The sequence below is a fragment of the Pararhodobacter sp. CCB-MM2 genome (assembly GCF_001691415.1).
In the GTDB taxonomy this organism is placed as follows: Bacteria; Pseudomonadota; Alphaproteobacteria; order Rhodobacterales; family Rhodobacteraceae; genus Pararhodobacter.
Map to the genome: position 1 here is coordinate 1 of NZ_LRRR01000009.1, position 13,411 is coordinate 13,411.

Below are 13,411 nucleotides of genomic sequence, written 5' to 3' on the forward strand. Positions count from 1 at the left end.
CCGTGAAGCTGCCGGAAGGCACCGAGATGGTGATGCCGGGCGACAACCTGAAGTTCGAAGTCTCGCTGATCGCCCCGATCGCCATGGAAGAGAAGCTGCGCTTCGCTATCCGTGAAGGCGGCCGTACGGTTGGGGCAGGGGTCGTCTCCAAGATCATCAAGTGATCTTGGACACTCGGGGCGTCGCCGGCGTCGTCTCGAAAATCATCAAGTAATCGACCTTTCGGTTGATGACTTTAGCGGGCGCCCCTCGGGGCGCCCGTTTGCTTTTGTCCTGCGCTGTTAACCTCTCTTAAATGGTTAACGGCCAGCCTCGGATCCTGTGTAGGTACGAGGGATTGCATGCTGGCCTGTGCGCGAACGGTGGCTTTCGACGGGCTCGACGCCCGGCTGGTTGAGGCGCAATGCGTTCTGACACCCGGTCTGCCCGCCTTCCATGTCGTGGGACTGCCCGACAAGGCCGTCAGCGAGGCCCGTGAGCGGGTCCGTGCGGCCTTGGCCTCGCTCGCCATCGCGCTGCCGCCCAAGCGCATCACCCTCAACCTCTCGCCCGCCGATCTGCCCAAGGAAGGCTCGCATTTCGACCTGCCGATCGCGCTGGCCCTGCTGGCGGCCTTGGGCGTGATCCCGGCCGAGGACCTGTCGCGCGCCGTGTCACTGGGGGAATTATCGCTCGACGGCTCCCTCGTCCCGGTGATCGGCGCCCTGCCCGCCGCGATGGCGGCTGCCGATGCGGATTGCGTCCTCATCTGCCCCAAGGGCTGCGGCGCCGAAGCCGCTTGGGTCGGCGCGGCCGAAGTCTTCGCGCCGGCCAGTCTGCAGGAGGCCATCACCCACTTCACCGGCCAATCCCCCCTGCCCCGCGCCAACCCCGGCGAGGTGACAACGCCCCCCAGCGCTCGCGACCTGCGCGACGTGAAAGGGCAGGAACGGGCGAAACGCGCCTTGGAGATCGCCGCCGCCGGGCGCCATCACTTCCTCATGGTCGGCTCTCCCGGCTCGGGCAAATCCATGCTCGCCGCGCGCCTGCCCGGGCTTCTGCCGCCGCTCTCCGCCTCCGAGGCGCTGGAAACCTCGATGATCCATTCTTTGGCGGGCCTGCTCGACGAAGGCGGCATCTCGCGCCAGCGTCCGTTTCGCGAGCCCCACCACACGGCCTCGGTGCCCGCCATCGTTGGCGGCGGCAAGGGGGCGAAACCGGGTGAGATCAGCCTTGCGCACAACGGGGTGCTGTTCCTTGACGAATTGCCGGAATTCCCCCGCGCCGTGCTGGAGACCCTGCGACAACCGATCGAGACCGGCGAGGTCGTCGTCAGCCGCGCCAACGCCCATACCCGCTATCCCTGCCGGTTCCTGCTGGTGGCCGCCGCCAATCCCTGCCGCTGCGGCTACCTGACCGAGCCCGGACGCGCCTGCAACCGTGCGCCCCATTGCGGCGAGGACTATATCGGCAAGATTTCCGGGCCCCTGATGGACCGCTTCGACCTTCGGCTGGAGGTGCCGCCCGTGGGCTGGGCTGACCTCGACCTGCCGCCCTCGGGCGAGACCTCGGCCCAGGTCGCCTCTCGCGTCGCCACGGCGCGCAATCGGCAAGCCGCTCGGTTCCATGGCCAGCCCGGTCTGCGGGTCAATGCCGATGCGGAGGGCGCGCTGCTGGAGGAGATCGCCGCACCAGACGCCGAGGGACGCGAGATGCTGGCCCGCGTGGCCGACCGCTTCGGTCTGACCGCGCGGGGATATCACCGGGTGCTGCGGGTGGCGCGAACGATTGCGGATCTCGATGCCAGCGACACGGTGCGCGCGCCGCATGTCGCCGAGGCGGTCAGCTTTCGTCTGTTGGTGGCAGACACGACCGGATGAAGCGCGCGGTGTCGTCCAGCGTCGTTCGGGCCTCGGGCAGGAAGCCGTGCAGCATCGGCCAGACATGCGGCAGGTCACCCGCAAGCTTGATCTCGGCGCCGGGAAGGCGCCCGCGCATCCTCAGCGCATCGTCGCGCAGGATCTCGCTCTCGGCGACGTGGATCTGCACCGGGGGCGGCGCGGTGAAGGTCGCATGCAGCGGCGAGAGCCGCGGGTCCGAGGCATCCTGCGGCCGGGCGCCTCCAAGGATCACGGCCCGCGTTTCGGTCAACCGATGTGAGGGCAGCAGCTGCTCGCGCGTCGCATTGGTCACCAGCGAGGCACCGGTCAGTGTCAGATCCGTCCAAGGCGAAAAGGCGAACAGGCCGGACGGCTTCTGCCCCCGCGCGCAGAGATGCGCCAGCAGAGCCAGCGCCAAGCCGCCGCCTGCAGAATCGCCCCCGATGACAATCTCCTCGGGCGCGTGGCCGATGGCGATCAGCCCCTCATAGGCGGCGACGGCATCTTCGAACGCCGCAGGGAACGGATGTTCAGGGGCCAGTCTGTAGTCGGGCAGAAACACCCGCGCGCCGCTGCGCTGCGCCAAGGCCGCGGCAAGCCCGGCATGGGTCCGCGAACTGCCCAACATGTAAGCGCCGCCGTGCAGATACAGCAGCACCCCGGTGCCTTGCGGGCGGTTCTGCACCCACTGGCCCGAGATGCCACCGATCTCGCCATCCAGTGCCAAGGTGCCGGGCGGCACAGAGAGGTACCTTTGCGCCATACGCTCGAAATGACGGCGAGCCGAGGGGATGTCGCGCGTCTTGCGCAATGCCCCCCGGACCCAGTTCCGGGCGCCGTAGCGGATGAGGTCGGCCTGCCAGCTCATCTGGCCGCGCGCTTGGCCTCAAGCACTTCCCAGATGCGGGCGGCGACATTGATGCCGTCGAAACGCTCCAGCTCCTGAATGCCGGTCGGCGAGGTCACGTTGATCTCGGTCAGCCAGTCGCCGATCACGTCGATGCCGACGAAGACCTGCCCCTTCTCCCGCAGCAACGGCCCGATGGCGGCGCAGATCTCGCGGTCGCGGTCGGTCAGAGCGACCTTCTCGGGTCGGCCGCCGACATGCATGTTGGAGCGCGTCTCACCTTCGGCCGGGACCCGGTTGATCGCCCCGATGGGCTCGCCATCGATCAGGATCACCCGCTTGTCCCCCTTGGAAACCGCCGGCAGGAATTTCTGCACGATCAGCGGCTCGCGGGAAAAGCCGGTGAAAAGCTCATGCAGCGACGAAAGGTTGCGGTCGTTCTGGTCAAGGCGGAACACCCCGGCGCCGCCGTTACCGTACAGCGGCTTCAGGATCACGTCGCCATGGCGGTGCTTGAAATCTTTGATCTCGGCCAGCGAGCGGGCAATCATCGTCGGCGGGGTCAGCTGCGGGAATTGCAGGACCAGCAGCTTTTCCGGGTAGTTGCGCACCCAGAACGGGTCATTGGCCACGACCACCTTGTCGCGGATCATGTCCAGAAGATGCGTCGTGGTGATATAGGCCATATCGAAGGGCGGGTCCTGACGCAGCCAGACCACGTCCATGGTCGACAGGTCGATCCGCTCCTCCGGGCCGAAATCGACATGTTCGCCCTGCACCCGCTTCACCGTGAACGGTCGAGCCCGCGCGACCAGCTTGCCCTCGTCGAAGGTCAGCTTGTCGGGCGTATAGACCCAAAGCGCGTGACCACGTGCCTGAGCCTCCTCGGCCAGCCGGAAGGTCGAATCCGCGTTGATGTTGACGCCCTCGATCGGGTCCATCTGGAAAGCGATACGCAGCGCCATGACACCTCCTGGGATTCCGCGCGGGGCAAGGCCCCGTCGGCTTCCCCACGGGATAGATGGCTCAGGCAGGGCCGGATTTCAATCGCTTCGCCGGAAAGAACACCGTGAACGCCTCAGGCGCAGAGCGCATTCTCAACGATCCGGATCTGCCCCATGCCATCGATCAGCGCCACGTCAAAACGGGCGGGCGTGTTCAGACCCTGCGGGCAGGTGGCCAGAAATTCGCTGGCGGCGGCATAAAGGCGGTGGATCTGGCGTTGCGACACACGTTCTGCCGCCCGGGCATGGCTGCGGCTTTTCTTCACCTCGATGAAGACGAAGCCGTCGCCATCCTGCATCACCAGATCGATCTCGCCGCCCGTGCCGCGCCAGCGATGACGCACCAGCGGAAATCCGCGCCTTTGGTAATCGCGCGCAACCTGCCCTTCGGCCGACAGACCCGCATGATAGGACATTGCTCCACTCATCACTCACCTCATAGTGAGGGCGTCAGCTGCCCTCCTTGGCCAGCGCCAACGCGCGCTGGTACACCTGCCGACGGGGAAGGCCCGTCGCCTCGGTCACGGTGGCGACGGCCTCGCGCAGGCTTTCGCTGGCCATGGCCGTCTTCAGCGCCTCATCAAGGTCCATTTCGGTACCGCGGGCTTCGAGGCGACCCAGCAGCAATACGATCTCACCCTTCAGGTCACGCCCGTCGATCGCCGCGGCCACATCCGAGAGTTTCCCTCGAATCACTTCCTCGAAACGCTTGGTCAACTCGCGGCAGAGGGCGGCATCGCGTTCTCCTTTTTCCCCCAATTCCGCTAACAATTTGTGAATCCGTTTCGGGCTTTCATAGATCACCAGCGTCGCCGGGATCGCCGAGACCTCGTCCAGCCATGTTGTGCGTGCCGCCCCTTGCGAGGGCGGGAAGCCAAGGAAGCAGAATCGGTCGCTCGGCAGTCCCCCGACCGCCAGCGCCGTCAACACCGCCGATGCGCCGGGCGCCGCCAGGACCGGATGCCCCTCGGCAATCGCGGCGCGCGCCAGTTGGAAGCCGGGATCGGCGACCAGCGGCGTGCCGGCCTCGCTGGCGTAGGCGACCGACTTCCCCTCGGCCAACAGGCCCATGATCCGGGGACGGACCTGCGCGCCGTTGTGGTCGTGGTAGGCGATCAGCGGGCGACCGTTCACCGGCACGCCGTGGATCTCCATCAGGCGGCGCAGGGTGCGGGTGTCCTCGGCCGCCAGCACGTCAGCACCAGCGAACAGATCCAGCGCGCGCAGGGTGATGTCCCGCGCCGCGCCGATCGGGGTCGAGACCAGGTGCAGGCCCGGCGCAATGCGCCCGGGGCGGGGATTAAAGCGGTCGACATCCTCGGCGGAAAGCCGCGTGCCGCCCTCGTCGGGGTCTTGCGTCTCGGTCATGCTGGCTCCACAGACACGTTTACTTCACCCCCTGTGTTCAATAGTGTGGCGCGCGGCGCAAGCCCGCCACCGTCACTTCGCCGGGCGCGAACCCTTCTCTCGCCCTGCACCCGTCACCGAGAGGTCCTCGATGCGCGCCCAGAATACCCGCCGCACCCCGATCCGCGCCACCCGGCGCGCGATGCTCACCAGCCTGCTGGCGCTTGCCGCTTGTGGTCCGATCAGCTTGGGCGGCGGTACTCCGCGCGTCGATGTGAACGCCCCTGTCACCGTGGCGCTGCTGGTGCCCGCAGGGTCCTCGACCCCGGGCGACGACATTCTGGCCTCGAACCTTGAGAACGCCGCGCGTCTTGCCGTCAGCGACTTGTCGGGCGTGCAGCTGGACCTGCGAGTCTATTCGACCCAAGGCGATCCCAGCGTCGCCGCACAGGTCGCCGCGCAGGCCGTGAGTGAGGGCGCGCGCATCATCCTCGGGCCGGTGCGCAGTGCCGAAGCCTCGGCCGTGGGCTCGGCGGGTGCCGCCTCGGACGTGAACGTGCTGAGCTTCTCGAACAACCCGGCCGTCGCCGGCAACAATGTCTTCGTGCTGGGCCTGACCCCCGACAACGCCGCGCGCCGCATCCTTGGCTATGCCAATGCCAACAGCCGCGGCCGGGTGATGATCATCGGCGAGCGGACCACGGCGGGCGAGCTGATGATGGCCGCCGTCAACCGCGCCGCCAGCGAGACCGGCGCGCAGATCGTCGCGACCGAGACCTATGAGTTCTCGCAGCAGGGCATCGTCTCGGCGCTGCCGACGCTGGCTTCGACCGCCCGTTCGTCCGGTGCGCAGTCGATCCTGTTCACCGCCGACAGTGCGGGCGCCCTTCCGGTGCTGGCCCAACTGCTGCCGGACAACCGCATCGCCCCGCCGCAGTTCCAGTTCATGGGCGTGACCCAGTGGAACGTGCCGCCGGCGACGCTGCAACTGCGCGGCCTGCAGGAGGGCTGGTTCACTCTGCCCGATCCCACCATCACCGGGCAGTTCGACTCCCGCTACGAGAGCGCCTATGGCTCGGCCCCGCACCCGATCGCCGGCCTTGCCTATGACGGCATCGCGGCGATTGGCGCGCTACTGGGCTCGGGCTCGCCGGACGCCTTGTCGCGGGCCTCGCTGGTGCAGGGCTCGGGCTTTGTGGGCGTCAACGGCGTGTTCCGTCTGCTGCCCGACGGCACCAACCAGCGCGGCCTCGCCGTGGCGACGATCCGCGACAACGCGGTAGTTATCCTTGACCCGGCGCCGCGCAGCTTTGCCGGCGCGGGCCTCTGACGCCACGCCCGTTCCGGCCTGCAGGGGAGACCTGACGTGAGCACCGCCAGCACCGCCCGCGCGGTCCCGGAAGAACGGCGCTATGCGCGCCCGCCCTCGCCGGCCACGGACGAGACCCTGATCGCCCCCGAGTCGCTGATCTGCGACCTCGACGCGCTGGAGGCCCGGCTGAGCGACGGCTTGGCCGAGCTCACCGACCCGCGCGAGATCCGGGCCTTCGCCACCTCGGTGCTGACCGACACCCTGCGCGCCGGCAATGCCGTGCTGCGCGACGCCCTGTCCCGCGCGCCGCGGGATGCGCGCAGCTATGTCCGCGCGCAGACATGGCTCACGGATATCGTGGTGATCGCCGCCTTGCAGGTGGCGCAGCTGAACCTGCATCCCAATGGCGCGCCCTCGAAGGGTCAGCGCATGGCGGTGATGGCCGTCGGCGGCTATGGCCGGGCCGAGATGGCGCCGCATTCCGACGTTGACCTGCTGTTCCTCGCCCCCGTGAAGCTGACCGGCTGGGCCGAGAGCGTGATCGAATCCACGCTCTACATCCTGTGGGATCTGAAGCTGAAGATCGGCCATTCCTCGCGCACGATCGAGGAATGCCTGAAGCTGGGGCGCGAGGATTACACGATCCGCACCGCGCTGCTGGAAACGCGCTTCCTGACCGGCAACACGGCGCTGGCCAAGGAGCTGCGCAGCCGGCTGTGGAAGGACCTGTTCAAAGGCACCCAATCCGACTTCGTCGAGGCCAAGCTGGCCGAACGGGCCGAGCGTCACAAGAAGCAGGGCGGCCAGCGTTACATGCTGGAGCCCAATGTGAAGGAGGGGAAAGGCGGTCTGCGCGACCTTCAGACCCTCTACTGGATCGCCAAATACATCCATCAGGTCGACAAGGCCGCCGAGCTGGTCGGCCACGGCTTCTTCACCGCCGCCGAATACCAGTCCTTCCGCGCCGCCGAGACCTTCCTCTGGGCCGTGCGCTGCCATCTGCACATCCTGACCGGCCGCGCCAATGACACGCTGACCTTCGACGTCATGCCCGAGGTCGCCGAGCGCATGCTCTATGTCGATCACGGCGGGCGCCGGGCGGTCGAGCATTTCATGCAGGAATACTTCCGCCACGCCACGCAGGTGGGCGAGCTGACCCGTATCTTCCTGACCGCGCTGGAGGCCCGCCACGTCAAGCGCGCGCCCGGCCTGATGGGGCTGCTGCGCCGGCGCCGGAAGGTGAAGGCCGGCTACCGTGTGGACCTGAACCGGCTGAACGTCGAGGATCCGCAGGTCTTCCTGTCGGACCCGCTGAACCTGTTGCGCATCTTCGAGGAAGCCCTGCGCACCGGCCTGCTGATCCATCCCGACGCGATGCGGCTGATCACGGCGAACCTGCATTACTTCGATGCCGACATGCGCGAGAACCCGGAAGCGGTGCGCATCTTCATCGACCTGCTGTTGAAGCACGGCAACCCGGAACGCGCCCTGCGCCGGATGAACGAGCTGGGTGTTCTGGGCGCGTTCATCCCGGAATTCGAAGCCATCGTCGCGATGATGCAGTTCAACGTCTACCACCATTACACGGTGGACGAGCACACGATCCAATGCATCTCGACGCTGGCGCAGATCGAACGCAAGGAGCTGATCGAGGAGCTGCCGGTCTCGTCCTCGATCCTCGACGCGGGCGTGAACCGCAAGGTGCTTTACGTCGCGCTGCTGCTGCATGACATCGGCAAGGGCCGGCCTGAGGACCACTCGATCCTCGGTGCGCAGATCGCCCGCCGGGTCGCACCGCGTCTGGGCCTGAATGCCGAGGATGCCGAGACGGTGGAATGGCTGGTGCGTCACCACCTCCTGATGTCCGACGTGGCGCAAAAGCGCGATATCGGCGACCCGCGCACGATCCGGGACTTCGCCAAGGCGGTGAAGACCAAGAAGCGGCTGGATCTGCTGACCGTGCTTACCGTCTGCGACATTCGCGGCGTGGGTCCGGGGACGTGGAACAACTGGAAGGCCATGCTGCTGCGCCAGCTTCATGCCGAGACGGCCTCGGTGCTGGAAGGCGGGGCCGAGGCGCTGAACCGCTCCGTGCGCGAGGACGAAGCGAAGCGCGCCCTGCGCGATGCCTTGGCCGATTGGCCCCGTGCCGACCTGCGGGCCGAGACCGCGCGCCATTACGGCCCCTATTGGCAGGGGCTGATGACCGAGACGCATGTGGTCTTCGCCAATCTTCTGCGCGGGATCACCGATGCCGAGATCCGCATCGACCTGCAATTGGTCGAGGACCGCGATGCCACCCGCGCCTGCTTCGCGCTGGCCGACCATCCGGGCATCTTCTCGCGTCTGGCCGGGGCTTTGGCACTGGTCGGTGCGAACATCGTCGACGCGCGGACCTACACCTCGAAGGACGGCTTCGCCACGGCCGAGTTCTGGATTCAGGATGCCGAGGGCAAGCCGTATGAGGAAGCCCGCCTGCCCCGCCTGCGCAAGATGATCGAGCGCACCTTCGCCGGCGAGGTCGTGGCCACGCAGGCGCTGAAGGACAAGGACAAGGTCAAGAAGCGCGAGCGCCAGTTCAAGGTGCCGACCAAGGTGGTCTTCGACAACGAGGGCTCGGATATCTACACGATCATCGAGGTCGATACCCGCGACCGTCCCGGTCTGCTGTACGATCTGACGCGGACCTTGGCTGCGAACAACATCTACATCGCCTCGGCCGTGATCGCGACCTATGGGGTGCAGGTGGTCGACAGCTTCTACGTCAAGGACATGTTCGGCCTGAAACTGCACGCCAAGTCGAAGCAGGAAGGGCTGGAGAAGAAACTGCACGCCGCCATCGAGGCCGGCGCGCAACGGGCGGCGCAGGGGTGAGTGGCTCGCGCCGCCACACCCTGCCTCACTCTACCCGGCCCGGGGTCGTCGCGGGCTATTCTGTCGATCTGAAGGGGTCATCGTGACACCGATCCGCCTTGTGAAGGGCTTCGCCACCGTGGGGGGCTGGACGCTGGCCTCGCGTATTCTGGGCTTCGTGCGCGACGCGTGGCTCGCCGCCGTCCTGGGCACCGGCCCCGCCGCGCAGGCCTTCATCGTCGCCTTCTCGCTGCCGAACATGTTCCGCCGCTTCTTTGCCGAGGGCGCGTTCAACACTGCCTTCGTGCCGATGTTCTCGAAGAAATACGAAGCCGGCGACGACCCCGAGGGCTTTGCCCGCGACGCGATGTCGGGCCTCGCCTCGGTGGTGATCCTGCTGACGTTGGTGGCGCAGCTGGCGATGCCGTGGCTGGTGCTGGCGATGGCCTCGGGCTTTGCGGGGGACGAGCGGTTCGATCTGGCCGTGACCTACGGTCGGATCGCCTTCCCTTATATCCTGTTCATCAGCCTCGCCGCCTTGGCCTCGGGCGTGTTGAACGCGACCGGGCGCTTTGCCGCCGCTGCCGCCGCGCCGGTGCTCTTGAACGTCATCTTCATCGCCACCTTCTGGATGCTGCCGACCACCGGCTATGACGCGGGCCTTGCGATCACTTGGGCCGTGCCCTTCGCAGGCCTTGCGCAATTCGCGCTGGTCTGGTTCGCCGCCAAGCGCGCCGGCATCACCCTGATGCCCCGCCTGCCCCGCCTCACGCCCGAGATGCGCCGCCTCGCCCGCGTCGCCGCGCCCGCCATGCTGGCCGGGGGCGTGGTACAAGTGAACCTGCTGGTCGGCCGTCAGGTCGCCAGCTATTTCGGCGATGCCGTGGCGTGGCTCTATAATGCCGACCGGCTCTATCAGCTGCCCCTCGGCGTCGTCGCCATCGCCATCGGCGTCGTGCTGCTGCCCGACCTGTCGCGGCGGCTGAAAGCGGGCGATACGGCGGGCTCGCAGCATTCCTATTCCCGCGCCACGGAATTCGCGCTGGCGCTGACCCTGCCCTCGGCGGTGGCGCTGGTGGTGGCCTCGGTCCCCCTGACGGCCGTGCTGTTTGAGCGCGGGCGCTTCGGCCCCGAGGACACGCTCGCCACCGCGCTGGCCGTCGCCGTCTACGGCATCGGCCTGCCCGCCTTCGTGTTGCAGAAGGTCCTGCAACCCCTCTATTTCGCGCGCGAGGATACCCGCAGCCCGTTCAACTACGCGCTGGTGTCCATGGTGGTGAACGCGGGTCTGGCCATCGGTCTGGCGCCGGTGATCGGCTATATCGCCGCGGCGGTTGCCACGTCGGCGGCGGGGTGGGTGATGGTCTGGCAGCTGTGGCGCGGGGCGCGCGGCATGGGCGACGCGGCCCGGTTCGACGCCCGGCTGCGCTCGCGGGCACCACGCATCGTGGCGGCGTCGATCCTGATGGGCGTGGCGCTGGCACTGGTGATCTGGCTGGCCGGCCCGGTCTTCTCGCTGCCCGGCTGGCGCTATCTGGCGATGCTGGGCCTCGTGATCTTCGGGATGGTGGTCTATTTCGGCGGCGGCGCGATGATCGGCGCCTTCCGCCTGTCGGACTTCACCGGCGCGATGAAGCGCGGTCGCTGAGCCGGGACAGCGCCGGCCCGCGGGTTGGCGCTGCGACGGCTGGACGGGGCGCTTTATGGGGCCACATCCCTCTGCCGCCCGTTCAGCGCGGGCGACGAACAAAGCGCCAGCCCGTCCGGGCGGGCCGGCGCTGGCCCGGCGGCCTTCGGCCTTGTCCCCGGCCAGGCCTTCAGAACACTTTCCGCCCCACGGCGATCAGGATCGAGCCGCCGACGAACCCGGCAATCAGATACCCGAGGATGCCCGAGAAGCTGACCCCCACGAGGCCGAACAGGAAGCCCGCGACCGCCGCACCGACGATCCCGAGGATGATGTTCATCAGCACGCCCGTGTCCGATTTCATGAACATCGAGGCGAACCAACCCGCCAGACCGCCGATGATGATCGACCCGATGATACCCATTCCCTGACACTCCTTTACCTTGAGGGACCCTCCCAGCATGTAGGGGGAAGGCCGCCCGGCTCAAGAGGGGTCAGCGTTGAATGCGCGCCCGCGTGCGCTGCCAGCTGCCGGGGCCAAGGATCAGCGCCGACGCGCCATAGCCCAGAGCAAAGGCCGCCACCTCGCCGATCCAGCCCGGCCCGGCCTCGGCCACCAGACCGAAGGCCAGCCGCGCGACCAGCAACAGGCCGATCATGCTGAAGGCGCGCTTCTGCTTTTCACGGTCGCCCTGCGCGTCATGGAAGCGCATCCAGGTGAAGCCGCCGACCAGCGCGAAGACCATGGGCATGGAGCCGACCAGCCAGCCCAACTGGTCATCGCCCACCACTAGCCCGAAGATCATCGCCGCCAGCACCGGCGTCACCAGCGCCAGCAGCAGGAAGGGCAGGGTCCCGAACCGCTCGCCCAGCATCTTGCCCAAGGCGGCGATCAGCACGGCAGCGAAGATGGCGCTCATGGTGGTGGCATGGACGAAGGAATAAGTCGCATAGCGCCACAGGCTGCTCGCCGGGAAGCGCATGTTCTCCAGCATCCATTGCTGGATCGCGCCCGAGAAGGCGAAACGCTCGATCGCGGCCAGCCGCCAGCCGACCCCCTGCGCGCCGCCGACCAGCCCGTAATGGGCAGCCACGAAGACCAGCTCGATCCCGAGGACGGCAAGCAGCAACAGCCAGACCGCGCCCGGCAGGCGGTTCAGCGGCGAGGAGTTGAGATCGCGCAGCAGCTGATCGTCGTCGTCGGTCATGATGGCGTGGGCCCTTGTTTTTCTGGCGTCGGTTGACGCCCCGGCGTGCCAGCGATAAGCGACATCGGACGGATTTTCCACCACGGAGTAAGGCTGTGAGTGACGCAGAGACGACCGGGGCCGCCAACCCGAACGCCAAGTTCACCCCGCGGGTGTTTTCCGGCATCCAGCCCTCGGGCGGGCTGACGCTGGGCAATTACCTCGGCGCGATCAAACGCTTTGTCGAGATGCAGGATCAAGGGATCGAGACGATCTACTGCATGGTCGACATGCATGCGATCACCGTCTGGCAGGACCCCGAGGCGCTGACGCGTCAGACGCGCGAGCTGGCCGCGGGTTATCTGGCCGCGGGCCTCGATCCAGCGAAATCGATCCTGTTCAACCAGAGTCAGGTCTCGGCCCATGCCGAACTCGGCTGGGTGTTCAACTGCGTGGCCCGCATGGGCTGGATGAACCGCATGACGCAGTGGAAGGACAAGACCACCGGCAAGGACGCCGAGAAGGCCTCGCTGGGCCTGTTTGCCTATCCCTCGCTGATGGCCGCCGACATCCTGCTGTATCATGCCACCCATGTGCCGGTGGGCGAGGATCAGAAGCAGCATGTGGAGCTGACCCGCGACATCGCGGCGAAGTTCAACCATGACTACAAGACCGACTTCTTCCCGATCACCGAGCCGGTAATCGAAGGCGCCGCGACCCGCGTCATGAGCCTGCGCGACGGCACGAAGAAGATGTCGAAATCGGACCCGTCCGATGCCTCGCGCATCAACCTGACGGATGATGCAGACACGATCGCCAAGAAGATCCGCAAGGCGAAAACCGATGCCGGCGAGCTGCCCGACAACTTCGACGCGCTCTCGGATCGGCCCGAGGCGAAGAACCTCGTCAACATCTACGCGGCGCTCGCGGGGATGACCAAGGACGCGGTGCTGGCCGAGTACGCCGGTCAGGGCTTTGGCGCCTTCAAGCCGAAGCTCGCTGATCTGGCGGTGGCCTCGCTCGCGCCCATCTCGACCGAGATGAGCCGCCTGATGCAGGACCCGGCCGAGATCGACCGCATCCTCGGCCTCGGCGCTGACAAGGCCGACGCGATTGCCCGGCCGATCATGGACAAGACCTACGAAATCGTCGGCATGGTCCGCTCGCGCCGCTGAGCCGCGCGACAGGTGTCAGAAGGAAGAAGGGGGGCTGTCTGCCCCCCTCGCCCTTTGGGCTCACCCCCGGAGGATATTTTCGGAACGAAGATGGGCATTTGAGTCAAATTGCCCCGATCACTTCGCCCGCCCCCTCACCTTGTCTCAAATACTCAAACGGCGTCGGTCAACCCGCGCCGCATTGCCCCTTCACTCTGCTG

General features: G+C 67.2%; 11 protein-coding genes and 1 pseudogene. 6 read left to right on the forward strand and 6 right to left on the reverse strand.

Annotation, left to right across the window (positions count from 1 at the left end; all coding sequences use genetic code 11):
* Nucleotides 1-164, forward strand: a pseudogene (gene tuf, locus BCY78_RS24610) (elongation factor Tu); the annotation flags it as partial.
* 177 nt (nt 165-341) lie between these two features.
* Nucleotides 342-1,859, forward strand: a complete 1,518-nt coding sequence (locus BCY78_RS11160; protein WP_068301535.1) for a YifB family Mg chelatase-like AAA ATPase — start codon at nt 342-344, stop codon at nt 1,857-1,859.
* On the opposite strand, the gene BCY78_RS11165 is transcribed toward BCY78_RS11160, so the two are convergent.
* From BCY78_RS11165 to BCY78_RS11180, 4 genes are all read right to left on the reverse strand, one after another.
* Entirely contained in the window at nt 1,822-2,727 is a 906-nt protein-coding gene (locus BCY78_RS11165; protein WP_068301536.1) for an alpha/beta hydrolase fold domain-containing protein, read from the reverse strand. The two genes, BCY78_RS11160 and BCY78_RS11165, sit on opposite strands and share 38 nt — an antisense overlap.
* Entirely contained in the window at nt 2,724-3,665 is a 942-nt protein-coding gene (gene gshB, locus BCY78_RS11170; RefSeq protein ID WP_068301877.1) for a glutathione synthase, read from the reverse strand. The genes BCY78_RS11165 and gshB overlap by 4 nt, the downstream gene beginning before the upstream one ends.
* Nucleotides 3,666-3,784: 119 nt before the next feature.
* Complete coding sequence (locus BCY78_RS11175; protein WP_068301541.1) at nt 3,785-4,138, reverse strand: YraN family protein; 354 nt, start codon at nt 4,136-4,138, stop codon at nt 3,785-3,787.
* Between the two features lie 22 nt (nt 4,139-4,160).
* Nucleotides 4,161-5,078: a 16S rRNA (cytidine(1402)-2'-O)-methyltransferase gene (locus tag BCY78_RS11180; RefSeq protein ID WP_083194975.1), complete on the reverse strand. Its 918-nt coding sequence runs from the start codon at nt 5,076-5,078 to the stop codon at nt 4,161-4,163.
* A 130-nt stretch (nt 5,079-5,208) separates the two neighbouring features.
* Between BCY78_RS11180 and BCY78_RS11185 the strand changes: the two genes are divergently transcribed.
* The 3 genes from BCY78_RS11185 to murJ all read left to right on the forward strand — a co-directional run bounded on the left by BCY78_RS11185 (nt 5,209) and on the right by murJ (nt 10,870).
* Nucleotides 5,209-6,387 (forward strand): penicillin-binding protein activator, encoded by a 1,179-nt coding sequence (locus BCY78_RS11185; protein ID WP_068301544.1) that lies wholly within the window; start codon nt 5,209-5,211, stop codon nt 6,385-6,387.
* Between the two features lie 36 nt (nt 6,388-6,423).
* Complete coding sequence (locus BCY78_RS11190; protein WP_083194976.1) at nt 6,424-9,243, forward strand: [protein-PII] uridylyltransferase; 2,820 nt, start codon at nt 6,424-6,426, stop codon at nt 9,241-9,243.
* An 82-nt stretch (nt 9,244-9,325) separates the two neighbouring features.
* On the forward strand, nt 9,326-10,870 hold the full coding sequence (murJ, locus tag BCY78_RS11195; protein ID WP_068301547.1) for a murein biosynthesis integral membrane protein MurJ: 1,545 nt from the start codon (nt 9,326-9,328) through the stop codon (nt 10,868-10,870).
* 169 nt (nt 10,871-11,039) lie between these two features.
* Here murJ and BCY78_RS11200 read toward each other — a convergent pair whose 3' ends face one another.
* Complete coding sequence (locus tag BCY78_RS11200) at nt 11,040-11,273, reverse strand: GlsB/YeaQ/YmgE family stress response membrane protein (RefSeq protein WP_068301550.1); 234 nt, start codon at nt 11,271-11,273, stop codon at nt 11,040-11,042.
* Nucleotides 11,274-11,343: 70 nt separating this feature from the next.
* Nucleotides 11,344-12,057 (reverse strand): rhomboid family intramembrane serine protease, encoded by a 714-nt coding sequence (locus BCY78_RS11205; protein ID WP_068301553.1) that lies wholly within the window; start codon nt 12,055-12,057, stop codon nt 11,344-11,346.
* 95 nt (nt 12,058-12,152) lie between these two features.
* Between BCY78_RS11205 and trpS the strand changes: the two genes are divergently transcribed.
* Nucleotides 12,153-13,211, forward strand: coding sequence for a tryptophan--tRNA ligase (gene trpS / locus BCY78_RS11210; RefSeq protein ID WP_068301556.1), 1,059 nt, complete (start codon nt 12,153-12,155; stop codon nt 13,209-13,211).
* The last annotated feature ends 200 nt before the right edge of the window (nt 13,212-13,411 follow it).